This window comes from Burkholderia sp. MS455 (assembly GCF_016899445.1).
Lineage (GTDB): Bacteria > Pseudomonadota > Gammaproteobacteria > Burkholderiales > Burkholderiaceae > Burkholderia > Burkholderia pyrrocinia_C.
Map to the genome: position 1 here is coordinate 1,267,284 of NZ_CP041778.1, position 17,697 is coordinate 1,284,980.

17 protein-coding genes are annotated in these 17,697 nt (G+C 67.6%); 10 read left to right on the top strand and 7 right to left on the bottom strand.

All coding sequences use genetic code 11. The features are described 5' to 3' along the window. Positions 1 to 37: 37 nt before the first annotated feature. Together FPJ27_RS10300 and FPJ27_RS10305 are read right to left on the bottom strand one after the other, a co-directional pair. A complete protein-coding gene (locus FPJ27_RS10300) occupies positions 38 to 1,933 on the bottom strand; it encodes a penicillin-binding protein 2 (protein WP_204422807.1) in 1,896 nt (631 codons plus the stop codon). Positions 1,934 to 2,355: 422 nt separating this feature from the next. Continuing rightward, positions 2,356 to 2,700, bottom strand: a complete 345-nt coding sequence (locus FPJ27_RS10305) for a DUF3564 family protein (RefSeq protein ID WP_072436660.1) — start codon at positions 2,698 to 2,700, stop codon at positions 2,356 to 2,358. 650 nt (positions 2,701 to 3,350) lie between these two features. Between FPJ27_RS10305 and FPJ27_RS10310 the strand changes: the two genes are divergently transcribed. After that, the gene (locus FPJ27_RS10310; protein WP_072436661.1) at positions 3,351 to 4,565 is read left to right on the top strand and encodes an SDR family oxidoreductase; all 1,215 of its coding nucleotides are present in this window, start codon (positions 3,351 to 3,353) and stop codon (positions 4,563 to 4,565) included. 55 nt (positions 4,566 to 4,620) lie between these two features. Here FPJ27_RS10310 and hpaR read toward each other — a convergent pair whose 3' ends face one another. Continuing rightward, entirely contained in the window at positions 4,621 to 5,061 is a 441-nt protein-coding gene (hpaR, locus tag FPJ27_RS10315) for a homoprotocatechuate degradation operon regulator HpaR (protein WP_034179682.1), read from the bottom strand. Positions 5,062 to 5,213: 152 nt separating this feature from the next. Between hpaR and FPJ27_RS10320 the strand changes: the two genes are divergently transcribed. The 7 genes from FPJ27_RS10320 to hpaI are packed head-to-tail and all read left to right on the top strand — an operon-like array spanning position 5,214 to position 11,120. Then, positions 5,214 to 5,903, top strand: a complete 690-nt coding sequence (locus FPJ27_RS10320; RefSeq protein ID WP_204422808.1) for a fumarylacetoacetate hydrolase family protein — start codon at positions 5,214 to 5,216, stop codon at positions 5,901 to 5,903. Then, entirely contained in the window at positions 5,900 to 6,664 is a 765-nt protein-coding gene (locus FPJ27_RS10325) for a fumarylacetoacetate hydrolase family protein (RefSeq protein ID WP_204422809.1), read from the top strand. The genes FPJ27_RS10320 and FPJ27_RS10325 overlap by 4 nt, the downstream gene beginning before the upstream one ends. A gap of 22 nt (positions 6,665 to 6,686) precedes the next feature. After that, on the top strand, positions 6,687 to 8,150 hold the full coding sequence (hpaE, locus tag FPJ27_RS10330; RefSeq protein ID WP_204422810.1) for a 5-carboxymethyl-2-hydroxymuconate semialdehyde dehydrogenase: 1,464 nt from the start codon (positions 6,687 to 6,689) through the stop codon (positions 8,148 to 8,150). 50 nt (positions 8,151 to 8,200) lie between these two features. Beyond that, on the top strand, positions 8,201 to 9,049 hold the full coding sequence (gene hpaD, locus FPJ27_RS10335) for a 3,4-dihydroxyphenylacetate 2,3-dioxygenase (protein ID WP_204422811.1): 849 nt from the start codon (positions 8,201 to 8,203) through the stop codon (positions 9,047 to 9,049). A gap of 41 nt (positions 9,050 to 9,090) precedes the next feature. Continuing rightward, complete coding sequence (locus FPJ27_RS10340) at positions 9,091 to 9,483, top strand: 5-carboxymethyl-2-hydroxymuconate Delta-isomerase (protein WP_204422812.1); 393 nt, start codon at positions 9,091 to 9,093, stop codon at positions 9,481 to 9,483. Positions 9,484 to 9,502: 19 nt separating this feature from the next. Further along, a complete protein-coding gene (gene hpaH / locus FPJ27_RS10345) occupies positions 9,503 to 10,306 on the top strand; it encodes a 2-oxo-hept-4-ene-1,7-dioate hydratase (protein WP_204422813.1) in 804 nt (267 codons plus the stop codon). A gap of 7 nt (positions 10,307 to 10,313) precedes the next feature. Continuing rightward, a complete protein-coding gene (hpaI, locus tag FPJ27_RS10350) occupies positions 10,314 to 11,120 on the top strand; it encodes a 4-hydroxy-2-oxoheptanedioate aldolase (RefSeq protein ID WP_204422814.1) in 807 nt (268 codons plus the stop codon). Positions 11,121 to 11,366: 246 nt separating this feature from the next. Here hpaI and FPJ27_RS10355 read toward each other — a convergent pair whose 3' ends face one another. Beyond that, the gene (locus tag FPJ27_RS10355; RefSeq protein ID WP_204422815.1) at positions 11,367 to 12,176 is read right to left on the bottom strand and encodes a helix-turn-helix transcriptional regulator; all 810 of its coding nucleotides are present in this window, start codon (positions 12,174 to 12,176) and stop codon (positions 11,367 to 11,369) included. 95 nt (positions 12,177 to 12,271) lie between these two features. On the opposite strand from FPJ27_RS10355, the gene FPJ27_RS10360 reads away from it, so the two are divergent. Then, on the top strand, positions 12,272 to 12,523 hold the full coding sequence (locus FPJ27_RS10360; protein ID WP_034179673.1) for a hypothetical protein: 252 nt from the start codon (positions 12,272 to 12,274) through the stop codon (positions 12,521 to 12,523). A 47-nt stretch (positions 12,524 to 12,570) separates the two neighbouring features. Beyond that, positions 12,571 to 13,533 (top strand): zinc-binding alcohol dehydrogenase family protein, encoded by a 963-nt coding sequence (locus tag FPJ27_RS10365; RefSeq protein ID WP_204422816.1) that lies wholly within the window; start codon positions 12,571 to 12,573, stop codon positions 13,531 to 13,533. Positions 13,534 to 13,651: 118 nt separating this feature from the next. Here the strand turns inward: FPJ27_RS10365 and FPJ27_RS10370 are convergent, their stop codons facing one another. The 3 genes from FPJ27_RS10370 to FPJ27_RS10380 form a co-directional block, all read right to left on the bottom strand. Continuing rightward, a complete protein-coding gene (locus tag FPJ27_RS10370) occupies positions 13,652 to 14,743 on the bottom strand; it encodes a porin (protein ID WP_204422817.1) in 1,092 nt (363 codons plus the stop codon). A gap of 71 nt (positions 14,744 to 14,814) precedes the next feature. Next, on the bottom strand, positions 14,815 to 15,882 hold the full coding sequence (locus FPJ27_RS10375) for an ABC transporter ATP-binding protein (RefSeq protein WP_072436672.1): 1,068 nt from the start codon (positions 15,880 to 15,882) through the stop codon (positions 14,815 to 14,817). Continuing rightward, the gene (locus FPJ27_RS10380) at positions 15,875 to 17,647 is read right to left on the bottom strand and encodes an iron ABC transporter permease (protein ID WP_204422818.1); all 1,773 of its coding nucleotides are present in this window, start codon (positions 17,645 to 17,647) and stop codon (positions 15,875 to 15,877) included. Before FPJ27_RS10380 ends, FPJ27_RS10375 begins: the two co-directional genes overlap by 8 nt. Positions 17,648 to 17,697: the final 50 nt, after the last annotated feature.

A 17,697-nucleotide genomic window follows, 5' to 3' on the forward strand; every position in this document is an offset into this window, starting at 1 on the left:
GGGCGGTGCGGTACGCCGCATCGGCCGCCCGGCGGCTTCAGCTTGCCGCTGCCTTCGCCGGCACGCTCGTGCCGGATTGCGCGGCCGTCTTCGTCGGAGTGGGGGCCTTCTGCGCCGCAGCCGTTTTCGGTTGAGCCGCCGCCTTCGGCGCCTCGACCGTCTTCTGCGGTGCAACCGCCTTGGCCGGCTGCGGCTTCTCCGGTTCGACCGGCGCATCGGGCGGCATGCCGAGCAACTGCAGCGAGCCGCTCGTGACCGACGCGAACACCGGGCCGGCCACCGTGCCGCCGTAGTAGCCCTTGCCGCGCGGCTCGTCGATCATCACCGCGACGATCAGGCGCGGGTTGCTCATCGGCGCCATCCCCGCGAACAGCGCGCGGTACTTGCCCTTCGCATAGGTCGCGCCGACCTGCTTGCGTGCGGTACCCGTCTTGCCGCCGATCCGGTAGCCGTCGACGCGCGCGCGGCGCCCCGTGCCGCCTTCGCCGACCGCCATCTCGAGCATCGAGCGGATCGACGCGGCCGTTTGCGGCGACGTCACGCGGTGGCCGCGATGCGCGTCGATCGTCTGCTGGTCGGTGCCGTTCTTCAGCAGCGACACCGGGTGCAGCGTGCCGTCGCCCGCATAGGCCGTATACGTCTGCGCGATCTGCAGCAGCGACATCGACAGCCCGTAGCCGTATGCCATCGTCGCCTGCTCGATCGGCCGCCAGCGCTTGTAGCCGCGCAGCCGGCCCGACGCGACGCCCGGGAACGTCAGCTCCGGCGCGCGGCCGATCCCGTATTCCTGATACTTGTTCCAGATCGTTTCGGCGGGCAGGTTCAGCGCGAGCTTCGCGAGCGCGACGTTGCTCGATTTCTGCAGTGCCTGCGAGACCGTCAGCGACCCGTGGTTCGACGTGTCGTGGATCACGGCCGGGCCGATCTTGTAGGTGCCCGGCGATGTGTTGATGATCGTGTTCGGCGTGACCTTGCGCTCGTCGATCGATAGCGCGACGACGAGCGGCTTGATCGTCGAGCCGGGTTCGAACGTGTCGATCACCGCGCGATTGCGCAACTGCTGGCCCGTGAGGCGCGCGCGGTCGTTCGGGTCGAAGGTCGGGTAGTTCGCGAGCGCGAGGATTTCGCCGTTCTGTGCATCGAGCACGACGACGCTGCCGGCGATCGCGTTGTTCTCGATCACGGCCGCCTTGAGCTGGCTGAACGCGAGCTGCTGGATCCGGCGGTCGATCGTCAGCTCGATCGTCGCGCCGTGCTGCGCGGGAACGAGCGGGCGCGTGTCCGACACGATGCGGCCGAGCCGGTCGCGGATCACCTCGCGCTGCCCGGACGTGCCCGACAGGCGCGCATTCGCCGCGAGTTCGACGCCTTCCTGGCCCTTGTCTTCGACGTTCGTGAAGCCGACCACGTGCGCGGCGGATTCGCCTTCCGGGTAGAAGCGCTTCGAATCGGCGATCTGCGTGATGCCGTCGATCGCGAGCTTGTCGAGCCGGCCCGCGGTGTCCGCGTCGACCTGCCGCTTGAGCAGCACGAACGTCTTGTCGTTGCCGAGGCGCCGCTTGACCTCGCCGAGCGGCAGGTCGAGCAGCTTCGCGATCTGCGGATAGTCGGTATCGGCGACCTGTTTCGGGTTCGCCCAGATTTCATAGGTCGACAGGCTGACCGCGAGCATCGCGCCGTTGCGATCGACGATGCGCCCGCGCATCGCGTCGAGCTCGATCGTGCGCTGGTAGCGCTTCTGGCCCTGGCCGACGTAGAAATCCTGGTTCGCGACCTGCACCCAGAAGGCGCGCGCGAGCAGCGCGGCGAACGCGAGGAACACGACGATCACGACCAGCTTCGAGCGCCACATCGGCAGGCGCGACACGAGCATCGGATTCTTCGTCGCGGCCGAGTACGGATCGGCGGGGTGGGTCTTCTTTTTCACGCTCATGCAATGGCCGGGTCGGGCCGCCGGACGGCGGCAGGTCAGTCTGAATAATGCGATTGTAATAAATGAGTAAACGCCGTGTGGGGAAAGTATGTTCCGGCCCCGTGAAAAGGCGGGCGGTGTCATCCGGCAAGCGCTGAAAGGTGATGCCGGAAAGGTGGGGCGCGAGCGGATTTCCGCCGCCGCAGCAGACGATGATCGACGGGCGCTCGGCGGTGTCTCGATCCGGGCGTGCGGTGTCCGCTGGCGGTCGATCGCGGCCGTCGCCGGTATGCGATCAATTGCCCGGCCCTCGGTTATTTCTTTAATAGCGGAAAATAAAAAACGCCCCAGAATGAGGCGCTGTTAATACTGAATATCGAAATGACTATCTCTGAAAACTGGAATAAACCCGAAAACCGCAGACGTTTTCCGTAAAAAATTTTCTATCGGGCGACGGAAATGAATTCCCGGTATTCCGGCTGGGTCGTGCAGCGATCGACGGCCTGCAGCCGCCACGCGCCGGGGTGATTGCCGGCGAGCACGGCGGGGCCCTGTTCGCGCTGCGTCGCACCGAACGACAGCCCCTTCAACTGGCATACGGCTTTTCCGCCGTCGGCCGCGCAGAGCGCCATTGCGCCCTCGACGTCGCGGACCTTGCCCCAGGTCGGAAGATCGATGCCCTGATGTGCCTCACGCGACCACAGTCCCTCGTCGGTATCCACCCACAGTACCGCGAAGGATTGCCTGGTTGCCGATTCGCTGCCATTAATTCGAATGGTGAGGCGCATTGGATCGTCTCCTGAAAGAAAGGACGAATTTGACCGTTTGGACTTGAACAGTCTAGATAGACTGGTGTGAAACGCAAGTGATAATCCGCAATAAACCCATATCGAGTCCATTGCGGTTTCAGATGAAACGACGTCTGACGATTCACGGACATTTCGGCTGCGCGAGCAAACGTACGCGGCATCGGCGATTGCGGTGTCGACGCGCGCATCGGTGACGTTCGAGACATGGGATGACATGGCCGGGGGGCGCGTCGATCTGTCGCGCGCGGACCGCCGCCGAAACCGGGCCGATCGACGCAATCCGGCACTGCCGGAATGCGGTCCGCCCCGATGTTTCAGCGTTTTGACGGCACGGCCGGAACGACACACTCCAACAATCGCGCACAAATCGGCACACTTTCACGAAACTTTCGGGACAGACTTGCACGCGATCGGGCCCCACACTGGGAGCTTCCCGATCCTGTGCCGCGGACGCCCGTCCTCGGCGGCTGCCGCCGCCTCGTGCCAGAGGTGCGATCGACGCGATCGCGGGCCGCACGCCCGATCGGGACTGCCGGGGCGCGCGTCGGCCCCGGCCCGGCCGGTGAGCCGTGCGCAGCCCGCAACCGCAGGCGCTGCGCCGCCCGGCCGACTCTTCGAAGGAGACTATCGTGCTGATCTGGAAAACCGCGTTGTCGCTGAACTGGCGGACGAGCCTCGTGTCGCCGGCCAGCGCACCGGTCGCGGCGGCGAACGTCGGGCGGCTGGTGTTGACCGGCGCGACCGGCTTCATCGGCAGTACCGTGCTGACGGCGCTCGTCAACGCAGGGCTGCTCGAACGCATCGTGTGCGTCGTGCGCGCGCAGGACCGCGGCCACGCCGTCGCGCGGCTGCGCGAAGCGGCGCTGCGCGCGGGGCTCGCGCCGTACTGGGCATCGCGCCTGACCGACGCGAACGTAATCGTCGGCGCGCTCGGCAACGTGTGGCAGGGCGCCGACGCGCCTCGCCTCGCCGGCGCGACGCACGTGATCCACTGCGCCGGCCATGCGTCGCCGGCCGACGGCGCGCACCTGCAGGCGGACATCGCCGATTCGGTGCGCTTCGCCGAACGCTTCGCACGGGCGCCGCGTCTGCAGCGCTTCGTCTACGTCGGCACGGCCTATGCGCATGCGGGGCGCGGCGGCATCGTGCACGAAGCAGTCGTGGCGGACGACGCGGCGAACGATGTCGCGCAACACGGCGAAGGCCTGCCGGGCGCGGTGCTCGCGGCGGACTACCTGCATGCGAAGGCGGAAACGGAGCAGCGCCTGCGCGCGCTCGGGCTGCCGCTCGTCGTCGTGCGGCCGTCGCACGTCGTCGGCCATACGGTGCTCGGCACGCGGCCCGCGCCGAATTCGTTCTGGATGTTCCGGCTTGCGCATGCCGCGCGCCGCTTCACCGCGCGGCCGATGACGCGCATCGACATCGTGTCGGTGGACGACGTGGCGCGCGCGACGATGCTGCTGGCCGTCAAGCCGACGCTCGCGCACGATCTCTATCACGTGTCGGCCGGCGACGAGGCGCCGCAGGTCGCGCAGATCGTGCGCGCGATGGACGAGGCGGCGGGGATGACGGGGGCGCCGCGCTACGCGGCGTGCGCGCCGGCCGAGCTGCCGCTGGTGGTGCGTGAGGTGCTCGGGCGGCCCGATCCGGCACTCGAGCGCGTGATCGGCCGGGCGCTGCAGCGCTGCGCGGAATTCGCGACGGTCGATCGCGTGTTCGACAACAGCCGCGTGCGCGACGAAATCGATTTCGAGCCGTTGCCGTTCATCGATTACGTCGAGGAATGCATGCGCACGTCGCGCGGCGTCGCCGTGACCGAGCTGATGCGCGGCGCGCTGCACTGACCGCCCGCGCTGCACCGGCGCCCGTTCCCGCGGCTGGCGGGAGCGGGCACCATCATCACGCGTTGCCGCCGAGTTCGATGAGCCGGTCGAGCGCGCGGTAGATGTCTTCCAGGCCGTCCTGGCCGAAGCGCGACTCGAGCTGCCGGTATTGCTCGTCGATGCGCGGACCGATTTCCGTGACGAGTTTCCTGCTTTGCGGTGTCAAGCTGACCAGCAGCCGGCGCTGATCCTCCTGCGCGCGCGTGCGCGTGATCAGCCCGTCGCGCTCCATCCGTTCCAGCACGCCCGTGAGGCTCGGGCTCAGGATGCAGCAGCGCCGCGCGATCTGTCCCGCTTCGAGTGCATGCGCCGGTTCGCCGTCGAGCACGCGGATGATCCGCCATTGCTGTTCGGTCAGCGCGAATTCCTTGAGAATGGGGCGGAACAGGCCCATCAGCGTTTCGCGGGCTTCGAGCAGCAGCATGGCCAGGTTGCGATGGTCGAGCGTACGGTTCATCGGGGTGGACAGTGGACGGGGACGCATCAATCTTAACAGCCGAAGGTGGTGAATTTCGCGTATCAGGGTAATCGAGGTTGCCAGCACCCGATTGTTTACTTAAGATGTTAAGTATTGACGATGCGCCGCGACGCGCGGCAGGGGAATGACGCATGGAGCTGTCTTGCACGACCGCCGCGGCGCCGCCGTTGCCGGTCGCCATCGGTACCGTCTACGGTGCGCTGCTGAATGAGCGCACGGCGCTCGACGCGCTCGGCGACGCGGTGAACGCACCGCCTTACGGTCGCCCTCCGCAGGCGCCGATCCTTTACATCAAGCCGGCCAACACGCATGCGGCCGACGGCGCGGCCGTCGTCGTGCCGGCCGGTGTCGACATGCTGGAGATCGGCGCGTCGGTGGCCGTCGTGTTCGCCCGGCGCGCCACGCGTGTGCCGGCCGCACAGGCGCTCGACTACGTGCACGGCTTCACGCTCGCGAGCGACGTGTCGGTGCCGCATCCCGATTACTACCGTCCGGCCGTGCGCTTCAAGTGTCGCGACGGTTTCTGCCCGCTGGGCCCGGCGATCGTGCCGGCCGCCGCGCTGGCCGAGGTCGACGCGCTCGCACTGACCGTGCGGATCGACGGCGAGGTGGCCGCATCGGCGTCGACCGCGACGCTGATTCGCCCGGTGCGCGAACTGATCGCCGACGTGACGGCGTTCATGTCGTTCGACGCCGGCGATGTGCTGCTGCTCGGCGTCGCCGGCGGCGCGCCGCGCGCCCGCGCGGGCAGCACGATCGAGATCGCCGCGGCCGGCATCGGCACGCTGCGGCATACGCTGATTGCGGAGGAGACACGATGAAGACGGCGCGCGTGATCTACAACGGCGCATTGCATGCGGCCGAACCGGCCGGCGACGGCGCGATCCGCCTCGACACGGGGCGCGTGGTTGCCGAGGAGACGGTCGCATGGTTGCCGCCCGTCGCGCCGCGCACGACGTTCGCGCTCGGCCTCAACTACGCCGACCACGCGAAGGAACTCGCGTTCAACGCGCCGAGCGAGCCGCTGATCTTCCTGAAGGGGCCGAACACGTTCATCGGCCACCGGTCGCGCACCGTGCGCCCGGCGGATGCCACCCACATGCACTACGAGTGCGAGCTGGCCGTCGTGATCGGCCGGCCCGCGCGCAACGTGAGCCGCGCGCAGGCGATCGACTATGTGGCCGGCTATACGGTCGCGAACGACTACGCGATCCGCGATTATCTCGAGAACTACTACCGCCCGAACCTGCGCGTGAAGAACCGCGACACCTGCACGCCGCTCGGGCCGTGGTTCGTCAGCCGCGACGAGATCGGCGACGCGGGCGACCTGAACCTGCGCACGACCGTGAACGGCCGGGAGACGCAGCGCGGCAGCACGCGCGACATGATCTTCGACGTGCCGGCGCTGATCGAGCACATCAGCAGCTTCATGACGCTCTCGCCGGGCGACCTGATCCTGACCGGCACGCCCGAGGGGTTGGCGGACACGCGGCCGGGCGACGAGGTCGTGACCGAAATCGAAGGGATCGGCAGGCTCGTGAACACGATCGTCGCCGAAGCGGACTACTATCGCGCCGGCTGAGCCCGTCGCCCAAGGAGAACCCATGACCATCAAGCACTGGATCGACGGCCGCGAAGTCGAGAGCCGCGAGACCTTCACGACGCTGAACCCCGCGACTGGCGACGTGATCACCGACGTCGCGTCGGCCGGCGAGGCCGAAGTCGACGCGGCCGTGCGCGCGGCGAAGGAAGCATTCCCGAAATGGGCGAACACGCCCGCGAAGGAGCGCGCGAAGCTGATGCGCAAGCTCGGCGAGCTGATCGAGAAGAACGTGCCGATGCTCGCGGCGCTCGAGACGCAGGACACCGGCCTGCCGATCGCGCAGACGAGCAAGCAGCTGATTCCGCGCGCGTCCGAGAACTTCAATTTCTTCGCGGAAGTCTGCGTGCAGATGAACGGCCGCACCTATCCGGTCGACGACCAGATGCTGAACTACACGCTGTACCAGCCGGTCGGCGTGTGCGCGCTGGTGTCGCCGTGGAACGTGCCGTTCATGACGGCCACGTGGAAGACGGCGCCGTGCCTCGCGCTCGGCAACACGGCCGTGCTGAAGATGTCGGAGCTGTCGCCGCTGACGGCCGACCAGCTCGGCCGGCTCGCGCTCGAAGCCGGTATTCCGCCCGGCGTGCTGAACGTCGTGCAGGGCTATGGCGCGACCGCCGGCGACGCGCTCGTGCGGCATCCGGACGTGCGTGCGGTGTCGTTTACCGGCGGCACGGTCACGGGCAAGCGGATCATGGAGCGCGCGGGCCTCAAGAAGTATTCGATGGAGCTCGGCGGCAAGTCGCCGGTGCTGATTTTCGACGACGCGGATTTCGATCGTGCACTCGATGCGTCGCTGTTCACGATCTTCTCGATCAACGGCGAACGCTGCACCGCGGGCTCGCGGATCTTCGTGCAGCGCACGATCTACGACCGCTTCGTGCAGGAATTTTCGCGCCGCGCGAACAACCTGGTGGTCGGCGATCCGTCCGATCCGGCCACGCAGCTCGGCGCGATGATCACGCGCCAGCACTGGGAGAAGGTGACGGGCTACATCCGCATCGGCGAGCAGGAAGGCGCGCGCGTGGTCGCGGGCGGCGCGGACAAGCCGGCGGGCCTGCCCGAGCATCTGCGCAACGGCAACTTCGTGCGGCCGACCGTGTTTGCCGACGTCGACAACCGGATGCGTATCGCGCAGGAAGAGATCTTCGGGCCGGTCGCGTGCCTGATTCCGTTCGAGGACGAGGAAGAAGGGCTGCGGCTCGCGAACGACACGTCGTACGGCCTCGCGTCGTACATCTGGACGCAGGACGTCGGCAAGGTGCATCGCCTCGCGCGCGGCATCGAGGCCGGGATGGTGTTCGTGAACAGCCAGAACGTGCGCGACCTGCGCCAGCCGTTCGGCGGCGTGAAGGAGTCGGGCACCGGGCGCGAGGGCGGCGAGTACAGCTTCGAGGTGTTCGCGGAGATCAAGAACGTGTGCATCTCGATGGGTTCGCATCACATTCCGCGCTGGGGCGTGTGACGGGCGCGGGTCGTTTCGCCGGAAGCACGAACGATATGGAGACTTGAACGATGGGCAAATTGTCCCTCGCCGCGAAGATCACGCATGTGCCGTCGATGTACCTGTCGGAAATGCCCGGCAGGCATCACGGCTGCCGCGAAGCGGCGATCCGCGGCCATCAGCTGATCGGCGAGCGCTGCCGCGCGCTCGGCGTCGACACGATCGTCGTGTCGGACGTGCACTGGCTCGTCAACGCGGGTTATCACGTGAACTGCAATGCGCGGTTCGCCGGCACGTACACGAGCAACGAGCTGCCGCATTTCATCCGCGACATGCAGTACGCGTATCCGGGCAATCCGGCGCTCGGCCGGCTGATCGCCGAGACGGCCAGCGCAGCCGGGATCGCGACGCGCGCACACGAGATCGACAGCCTCGAACTCGAATACGGCACGCTCGTGCCGATGCGCTACATGAACGGCGACCAGCACTTCAAGGTCGTGTCGATCGCCGGCTGGTGCATGTGGCACACGCTCGACGAAAGCCGGCGCTTCGGCGAGGCGTTGCTCGAAGCGATCGGGAAAAGCGATTCGAACGTCGCGTTCCTCGCGAGCGGTTCGCTGTCGCATCGCTTCAACGATAACGGCAGCCCCGAGGAATCGATCCACCAGATCAGCCGCGAATTCTTCCGGCAGGTCGACCTGCGCGTGGTCGAGCTGTGGAAGCAGGGCGATTTCAAGACGTTCTGCGCGATGCTGCCCGAGTACAACACGCATTGCCACGGCGAAGGCGGCATGCACGACACGGCGATGCTGCTCGGCCTGCTCGGCTGGGATCGTTACGACAAGCCGGTCGAGATCGTCACCGACTATTTCGCGAGTTCGGGCACCGGGCAGATCAACGCGATCTTCCCGCTGCCCTGAACGCCGCGGCCCCGCATCGAACATCCGACCGGAGACTTGCCATGCCTCACATCGTCGTCGAATACACCTCGAACATCCGTGACGACGCGCGCATTCCCGCGCTGCTGCGCACGATCAATGCAACACTGATCGCGCAGGGCGGCGTGTTCCCGACCGGCGGCATCCGGTCGCGCGCGATCGAGCTGCAGGACTATTGCGTCGCCGACGGCACGGAGGACGACGCGTTCGTCCACGTGACGATGAAGATCGGCTCGGGCCGCAGCGACGACACGAAGAAAGCCGCGTGCGATGCGCTGTTCGACGCGATCAAGGCCCATTTCGCCGAGCTGTACGCGAAACGCTATCTCGCGCTGTCGATGGAACTGACCGAGTTCAGCGAAAGCGGCTCGTACAAGCACAACAACATCCACGCCCGCTACAAGCGAGCCGGCTGACCCCATTCCCGATCCGACCATGCTCGAACCCGCCATCATCGACCAGCTCGCGCAACGTCTGCACGACGCCGAGCGCGAGCGCAAGCAGATCCGCCAGATCTCGCTCGACCATCCCGACATCACGATCGACGACGCATACGCGATCCAGCGCGCGTGGGTGACCCTCAAGCTCGCGGAAGGCCGCATGCTGAAGGGGCACAAGATCGGCCTCACGTCGAAGGCGATGCAGAACACGTCGCAGATCGACGAACCCGACTACGGCGCGCTGCTCGACGACATGTTCTTCGCGGACGGCGGCACGATCCCGACCGGTCGTTTCATCGTGCCGCGCGTCGAGGTCGAACTCGCGTTCGTGCTCGGCAAGCGGCTCACGGGCCCGAACTGCACGATCTTCGACGTGTACGACGCGGTCGATTACGTCGTGCCCGCGCTCGAGATCATCGACGCGCGCAGCCAGTCGATCGACCCCGATACGAAACGGCCGCGCAAGGTGTTCGACACGATCGCCGACAACGCGGCGAACGCGGGCGTCGTGATCGGCGGGCGGCCGGTGCGGCCGCAGGACGTCGACCTGCGCTGGGTCGCGGCGATCATGTCGCGCAACGGCGTGGTCGAGGAAACGGGCGTCGCGGCCGGCGTGCTGAACCATCCGGCGAACGGCGTCGCGTGGCTCGCGAATCGTCTGTCGCGCTTCGACGTCGCGCTGGAACCCGGGCAGATCGTGCTCGGCGGCTCGTTCACGCGGCCGTGCGCGGCGCGGCCGGGCGACACGTTCAGCGTCGACTACGGCCCGCTCGGGACGATCCAGTGCTACTTCGAGTGAGCGAGCGATGCGGATTCCTTCGAATATCTTCAAGGCCGCGCTCGCGCGCGGCGACGCGCAGGTCGGGCTGTGGCTCGGCCTCGCGAACCCGTACAGCGCCGAAGTTGTCGCGGGCGCCGGTTTCGACTGGCTGCTGATCGACGGCGAGCATGCGCCGAACACGGTGCCGACGATCCTCGCGCAACTGCAGGCGATCGCACCGTATCCGTCGCATCCGGTCGTGCGCGTGCCGTGGAACGATCCGGTGATCGTCAAGCAGGTGCTCGACCTCGGCGCGCAGACGCTGCTGGTGCCGATGGTGCAGAGCGCCGACGAAGCGCGCGCGGCCGTTGCCGCGACGCGTTATCCGCCGCACGGGATGCGCGGGGTCGGCAGCGCGCTGGCGCGTGCGTCGCGGTGGAATCGCGTCGGTGACTACCTGCACCGCGCGAACGACGAGATGGCCGTGCTCGTGCAGGTCGAGACGCGTGCGGGGCTCGATGCGATCGACGCGATTGCGCGGGTCGAAGGTGTCGACGGCGTGTTCATCGGTCCGGCCGATCTTGCGGCCGATCTCGGGCATCTCGGCAATCCGAGGCACCCGGACGTGCAGGCCGCGATCGACGGCGCGATCCGGACGATCAAGGCGACGGGCAAGGCGCCCGGTATTCTGAGTGCGGATGAAGCGGCGGCACGACGGTATCTCGAAGCGGGTGCGCTGTTCGTCGCGGTCGGGGTCGATACGACGCTGCTGGCGAGGAGTGCGGAGCGGCTCGCGGCGCAGTTCAGGGGTGAATCTCGACCGACGGAAAAGAACGGTGACACGACGTATTGAGCGAGAGGCAGTGGCAGATATGCCAAGCAACGCAGACGCACTCCCTGACGAATCGGGGAATTGGCACAAGGTTTCGCAAAGGGACCGGATGACATCGCTTGAATCGAATGCGATCCCATATCGCGGTGCGGCGGCTCGTCGATGTGTCCGCGCCGTCGCCCTGACGCGTTGCGGGGCAGAATGCGATCAAGCGATCGTGGATGCGATGGCGGAATTGAGCGCGCAGGCGCAAGCCCTGGGGATGGGTTACGACTGACTTCCCATTGTTCCGACTGCTGATCTTGCTACGTCCATATACCGCCCCGGCGTCGTCCCCAGTGCCCGCCGGAACATGTCGATGAACGCGCTCACATTGTCGTACCCGAGATCGAGCGCGATCGTCGTCACCGGCACGCCGTCGGCGATTCTCTCCAGCGCCCGCAGCAGCCTTGCCTGCTGACGCCACTGCGCGAACGTCAGCCCCGTCTCGGCGACGAAGCGGCGGCTCATCGTTCGTGCGCTGATGCCTGCCCAATCGGCCCATTCCTCCAGCCGCCGGTTGTCCGCGAGGTTCGTGGCGAGCGCGTCGGTGATGCGCACGAGCCGCGCGTCGCGCGGCCGCGCGAGGCTTAGCGACTCGACTTCCGAAGCAGCGATTTCATCGAGGATCACGTCTGCGATACGCGTTTGCGCGTCATTCAGTTCCGAACCATCCCAGCTCGCGGCGCGCTGTACCGCTTCGCGCAGCAGCGGCGACGCACGGATCGCGCGCGGCGTATCAGGCAGTGCCGCGCAGCGCGCTTCGGCGATGAACGCCGACCAGCCGGAAATCGGTCCGAACGAACGCAGCGAATGCCGGCAATGCGGCGGAATCCAGATCGCATGGACCGCCGGCACAACCCAGTCGCGGTCGTCGAGGCCGATCGACACCAGCCCGCTCAGCGCGCCGACGAGCTGGCCGCGCGCATGCGCGTGAGGCGCGGTCACGCGCGGGTCGCGCTGCGACAGGACGGCGGCGACGACGAACGGGCCGTCGTCGGACGTGATGAATCGGGCGGGCAGGAGCGGATCGGACATGGCCGGATAGCGGTATCGAATGACTGTTATACCGGAGATCGGCCGGCTTCGCACGCCTACACTGCGTTCTTCGATGACAACCGGAGTACGACGCGATGCGAGCCGAACAGATGCTTCCCGACCATGCCGACCGGATTGATGCCGGCGGAACGACGATCCGCAAGGGCACCGTCGGCGCGTTCCTGGTCAACGCGCGCGTGCTGACCGATCCCGGCGCCACGCCCGCCGACCGGGCACGCGCGGAAGCCGACGCGATCGATGCGTTGCCCGCGCTGCGCGCGCTCGGCCTGTTCGACGTGATGGAAGTGCGCGATCCGGCGCTGCGCGCGTGGCTCGACGCACGCTGACGTCCGCCGCAACCGTCGATCGAGATCCCCCGAATCAAGGAGCCACCATGAAAGCCGCAGTCGTTAAGGGCGCCGGCGAGCGTCCCGTCCATATGGAATTCGAACCGCCGCGCGCGATGCCGGGCCACCGTCTGATCGACGTGGCGGCGTCCGCGCTGAGCCGGATCGCGCAGGGGCGCGCGTCCGGCGCGCATTACTCGTCGGATGGACGTTATCCGTTCGTCGTCGGCGTCGACGGCGTGGGCCGTCGCGACGACGGGCAGCGCGTCTATTTCTTCGGTGCCCCCACGCCGTTCGGCGCGATGGCTGAACGCACGATCGTGCCGGACACGCAGTGCGTGCCGCTGCCGGACGGGCTCGACGACGTCACGGCCGCGGCGATCGCGATTCCCGGGATGTCGTCGTGGGCCGCGCTGACCGAACGCGCGCGGCTGGTGGCAGGCGAGACGGTGCTCGTCAACGGCGCGACGGGCGCGTCGGGCCGGCTGGCGGTGCGGATCGCGAAGCATCTCGGCGCCGCGAAGGTGATCGCGACAGGCCGCAACGCGGCCGCGCTGGACGCTTTGCTGAACGCCGGCGCGGACGCCGTCGTGTCGCTGCAGCAGGACGATACGCATCTGGCGCGCGCGCTCGAACCGCATTTCCGCGAGGGCGTGGATGTCGTGCTCGACTATCTGTGGGGTGCCAGCGCGCAGACGCTGCTGGTTGCCGCGGCGAAGGCGGCGCCCGATGGCCGCCGGCTGCGTTTCGTGCAGATCGGCTCGATGGGCGGCGCGGACGTGCTGCTGCCGGGCGCGGTGCTGCGCGCAACCGCAATCGAACTGATGGGCAGCGGCCTCGGCAGCGTGCCGCTGCCGCGTTTGCTGGACTCCGTGCGCGGCGTGTTCGACGCGGCCGGCCCGGCGCGGCTGACGATCGAGACGCGTATCGTGCCGCTGTCGGCTGTCGGCGAACACTGGGGCGATGCAAACAGTCTCGTGCGTCCGGTGTTCATGATGCACGGCGCGTGAGCGGCGACCGAACCGCAGCGGGCCGGACGCAGCGCGATGAACGAGCCGCGCGGCGACGACCGGCTATCCGTCGTGATGCCGCCGCGCGTGGGGGGAAAGCAGGGTGGCCGCGTCGGGCTCAGAACCGCTGCTGAATCCCCGCCGTCACGCCGACCTGCGTCGTGCCGTATCCCGCGAAATCGCGCGACACGCCGACCTTCTGGTCGTGCTTCGCAATCGCGAACGCGCCGGCCGCGTACAGCACCGTGCGCTTCGACAGCGCGTAGTTCGCGCGCAGCGACACGAGCGTCGGATCGGCGTCGGTGCCGCCCTTGATGTTCTGGTGATAGACGGCCGCGATCAGCGAGAACGTCGGCGTGAACTGGTACGACCCGCCGACCCAGACCATGTCGCTCAACTGGTTCGCCGCCGTCGTGCGGAACGTGCGTTTGTAATTGCGATAACCGGCCATCGTCTTCAGGTTGCCGAAGTCGTAGCTCAGGCCCGCGTGGATGCCCTGGATGTAGTTGACCGTATCGGCCGGCGTGACGCTGTCGGCCGCGCCGTTCTGCCGGTCGAACGTGACCACCGCCGCGAACGGACCGGTCTCGTAGCCGAGCGCGAAATCGTATTTCGAGCTGGTCTTCACGCTGCCCGGCACGTTGCCGAAGCCGTACAGCGCGCCGAACTTGAAGCCGCTGAATTCGCCGTCGTAGCGCACCGCATTCGACGAGCGCGTGAACAGGCCGTCCTTGCGGCCGCCCGTCGCCATCGACGAGGTCGCCCACGAGTAGTTCTGCGCGTAACCCATCGGGTCGAACGGCAGCATGTAGTCGTATGTGACGGTGAAGTTGCGGCCGAGCGACAGTTCGCCCCATTTGCCTTTCAGGCCGACCGTCGCGCGGCGCGCGAAGATCGAGTCGGGGCCGTCGTCGAAGGCGCCGTTCGCGAGATCGATCCCGCTTTCGAGGCGGAAGATCGCCTTCAGCCCGCCGCCGAGATCCTCGACGCCGCGCAGGCCCCAGCGCGACGTGTTCTTGTTGCCGGACTTCAGCTTGAACGAGTTGCCGCCCTGCGGCGCCGCGTGGTTCGTGTATTCGATGCCGGCATCCATGATCCCGTACATCGTGACGGACGACTGCGCGTGCGCGGCGGGCGCGGCGATGCAGGCCGCGGCGGCCGAGCTCGTGAGGACTACTGTGCGAATCGAACGTTCTGCGCGTGACTTCATTGACGGTGTCTCCTTGGTTCTTGTGGGTTGGGTGAAACGGGCGCGGCGGCGCGCGGGCCGCCGCGATCGGGTCAGCCCGCTTTCGCGAACGCCCAGCAGTCGTTGGTCGGGAATTCGAGCCAGTGCTTGCCGGCCGCGCGCGGCACGTGGCCGAACGCGCGCAGGCGCATGTCGCCGCAATGGAACAGGTATTCCCAGCGGTCGCCGAGATACATCGACGTGACGAGGTCGGCCTGCAGCCGGTTCGCGCCCGGACCGTCGGCGACCTGCACGCGCTCGAGGCGGATCACGGCCTGCGCGTCCTGGCCCGGCGCGAACGTGTCGCGCGCCATCGCGCGGATTTCCCAGCCGTCGCCGGCAAGCGTCACGCATTCGCCGTCGATCGCGGCGACACGCGCGTCGATCCGGTTGTTGCTGCCCATGAACTCGGCCGTGTACAGCGAGCGCGGCGCGCCGTACAGCTCGGCCGGCGTGCCTTCCTGCTCGATGCGGCCGTTGCGCAGCAGCAGGATGCGGTCGGACATCGCCATCGCCTCGGTCTGGTCGTGCGTCACGCACAGTGCCGACAGCCCGAGCGACACGATCAGCTCACGCAGCCACGCACGCGCTTCCTCGCGCAGCTTCGCGTCGAGGTTCGACAGCGGCTCGTCGAGCAGGATCACCGGCGGGTTGTAGACGAGCGCGCGCGCGATCGCGACGCGCTGCTGCTGGCCGCCCGACAACTGATGCGGAAAGCGTTCCGCGAGATGGCCGAGGCCGAGCTGGTCGAGCGCGCTCTGCACGCGGCGCTTCTGTTCGGCGGGTGCGACGCGGCGCAGCTTCAGCCCGTAGCCGACGTTCTCGGCGACGGTGCGGTGCGGCCACAGCGCGTACGACTGGAACACGAGGCCGAGCGAGCGCTGCTCGACGGGCAGGTCGACGCGCTTCGCGCCGTCGAAGAACACGCGGTCGTCGAGCTGGATGCGGCCGTCGGACGGCTGTTCGAGGCCGGCCACCGCACGCAGCAGCGTGGTCTTGCCGCTGCCCGATGCGCCGAGCAGGCACACGACTTCGCCGGCCTTCAGTTCGAACGACACACCCTTGAGGATCGGATTGGCGCCGTAGCTGAGATGCAGATCGTCGACGATGAGCTTATCCATGAAGTTTCACTCCGAAACGCAGGGCCACGCCGAGACCGGCGCCGACCATCGCGATGTTGATGACAGAAAGCGCGGCGACCTGATCGACGGCGCCGGTCGCCCACAGCGACACGAGCAGCGCGCCGATCACTTCGGTGCCGGGCGACAGCAGGTAGACGGCCGTCGAGTATTCGCGCTCGAAGATCATGAAGATCAGCAGCCACGCGGCGAGCAGGCCGAAGCGCACGAGCGGCAGCGTCACGTCGAGCGACACGCGGCTGCGCGTCGCGCCGACGCTGCGGCCGGCTTCCTCGAGCTCGGGGCCGACCTGCAGCAGCGCGCTCTGGATGAGCCGCATCCCGTATGCGAGCCACACGACCGTGTACGCGATCCAGATGCTCCACATCGAGTTCTTCAGCTCGCGCAGGCCGGGGACGAACAGGAAGATCCACAGGAACGCGAGACCGGCGAGCAGGCCGGGCACCGCGCGCGGCAGCAGCACCAGATAGTCGAGCAGCTTGGTCGCCCAGTCGGGGCGGCGATGGCCGGCGAACGCGACGAGCGAGTAGAAGCCGACCGCGAGCGCGCCGCCGATCACGCCGATGCCGAGCGTGTTGACGATCGCGCGCACCAGGTTGTCCTGCTCGAACAGCTCGATGAAGTTCGACAGCGTCAGCACTTCGGCGAGCGCGACGCCTTCGCCCCAGTTGGTCACGAACGCGCGCAGCACGATGCCCGAGAGCGGCACGATCACGGTCAGCATCAGCCACAGCGCGACGATCGCGAGCGCGACCCAGCGCCACACGCCGAGCGGCAGCACTGTCGCGCGGCCGGCCTTGCCCTTCACCGTGACGAAGCGGTTCGCCGTTTTCAGCAGGCGGCGCTGCAGCAGCACGAGCGGGAACGTGATCGCGACGATGCACACCGCGACCGCGGCCATCAGGTGATACGACGGCACGCCGAGCTTGTTGGTCAGCTTGTACAGGTAGGTCGCGAGCACGAGGTGGCCTTCCGGATCGCCGAGCACGAGCGGCAGCCCGAACACCTCGAAGCCGAGGAAGAACACCAGCACGCCGGCGAACAGCAGCGCGGGCATCGTCATCGGCAGGCTCACGTCGAGCGCGACGCGGAACGGACGGGCGCCCGTCACGCGCGCGGCTTCCTCGACGTCCGAGCCGAGGTTGCGCAGCGCGGCCGACGAATACAGATACACGTGCGGCACGTGCGTGAGGCCGACGATCACGGTGATCGCGAATATCGAATAGACGTTCCAGGGCACGCTTTGCACCCCGAACAATTCCTTGAACCACACCGAGTAGAAACCGACCGGGCCGGCCGCGACCACGTAGCCGAACGCGAGCACCATCGGCGACACGAACACGGGCGTGAGCAGCAGCGGTTCGAGCCAGCGGCGGCCGGGCAGGTCGGTGCGCACCATCAGGAACGCGAGGATGCCGCCGAGCGGGATCGAGATGAACAGCATCCCGCCGGCGATGATGAACGAGTTCTTCACGGCCGACCAGAAATCGGGATCGCTGAAGATGAAGCGGAAACCTTCGATGCCGAGCGTCTTGTTCGCGTCGAAGAACGGCGCGGACAACAGGCTCTGGAACAGGATGAAGCCGAGCGGCAGCGCGACGGCGACGGTCAGTACCGCGACGACGATCCAGCGCAGCATGCCGGCGAGCGGCTGCAGGCGGTTGACCGGCAGCGGGGGAATCGCGCCGCGCTGGCCGGTGGTGGGCGCAACGGCCGGCGCCGTTGAGCGTGTGCTGGTTGAAAGCATGAGTTCGCCCCTGCGGCCATTCGGATGGCCGCCTCTAGGAAGTCGGTAAG

Coding starts and splice junctions, on each gene's coding strand:
- hpaE (WP_204422810.1), top strand. CDS start 6,687: ATGACCATCAAGCACTGGATCGACGGCCGCGAAGTCGAGAGCCGCGAG.
- FPJ27_RS10370 (WP_204422817.1), bottom strand. CDS start 14,743: ATGAAGTCACGCGCAGAACGTTCGATTCGCACAGTAGTCCTCACGAGC.
- FPJ27_RS10300 (WP_204422807.1), bottom strand. CDS start 1,933: ATGAGCGTGAAAAAGAAGACCCACCCCGCCGATCCGTACTCGGCCGCG.
- FPJ27_RS10325 (WP_204422809.1), top strand. CDS start 5,900: ATGAAGACGGCGCGCGTGATCTACAACGGCGCATTGCATGCGGCCGAA.
- FPJ27_RS10320 (WP_204422808.1), top strand. CDS start 5,214: ATGGAGCTGTCTTGCACGACCGCCGCGGCGCCGCCGTTGCCGGTCGCC.
- FPJ27_RS10305 (WP_072436660.1), bottom strand. CDS start 2,700: ATGCGCCTCACCATTCGAATTAATGGCAGCGAATCGGCAACCAGGCAA.
- hpaR (WP_034179682.1), bottom strand. CDS start 5,061: ATGAACCGTACGCTCGACCATCGCAACCTGGCCATGCTGCTGCTCGAA.
- FPJ27_RS10355 (WP_204422815.1), bottom strand. CDS start 12,176: ATGTCCGATCCGCTCCTGCCCGCCCGATTCATCACGTCCGACGACGGC.
- FPJ27_RS10360 (WP_034179673.1), top strand. CDS start 12,272: ATGCGAGCCGAACAGATGCTTCCCGACCATGCCGACCGGATTGATGCC.
- hpaI (WP_204422814.1), top strand. CDS start 10,314: ATGCGGATTCCTTCGAATATCTTCAAGGCCGCGCTCGCGCGCGGCGAC.
- FPJ27_RS10375 (WP_072436672.1), bottom strand. CDS start 15,882: ATGGATAAGCTCATCGTCGACGATCTGCATCTCAGCTACGGCGCCAAT.
- FPJ27_RS10365 (WP_204422816.1), top strand. CDS start 12,571: ATGAAAGCCGCAGTCGTTAAGGGCGCCGGCGAGCGTCCCGTCCATATG.
- FPJ27_RS10380 (WP_204422818.1), bottom strand. CDS start 17,647: ATGCTTTCAACCAGCACACGCTCAACGGCGCCGGCCGTTGCGCCCACC.
- hpaD (WP_204422811.1), top strand. CDS start 8,201: ATGGGCAAATTGTCCCTCGCCGCGAAGATCACGCATGTGCCGTCGATG.
- FPJ27_RS10340 (WP_204422812.1), top strand. CDS start 9,091: ATGCCTCACATCGTCGTCGAATACACCTCGAACATCCGTGACGACGCG.
- hpaH (WP_204422813.1), top strand. CDS start 9,503: ATGCTCGAACCCGCCATCATCGACCAGCTCGCGCAACGTCTGCACGAC.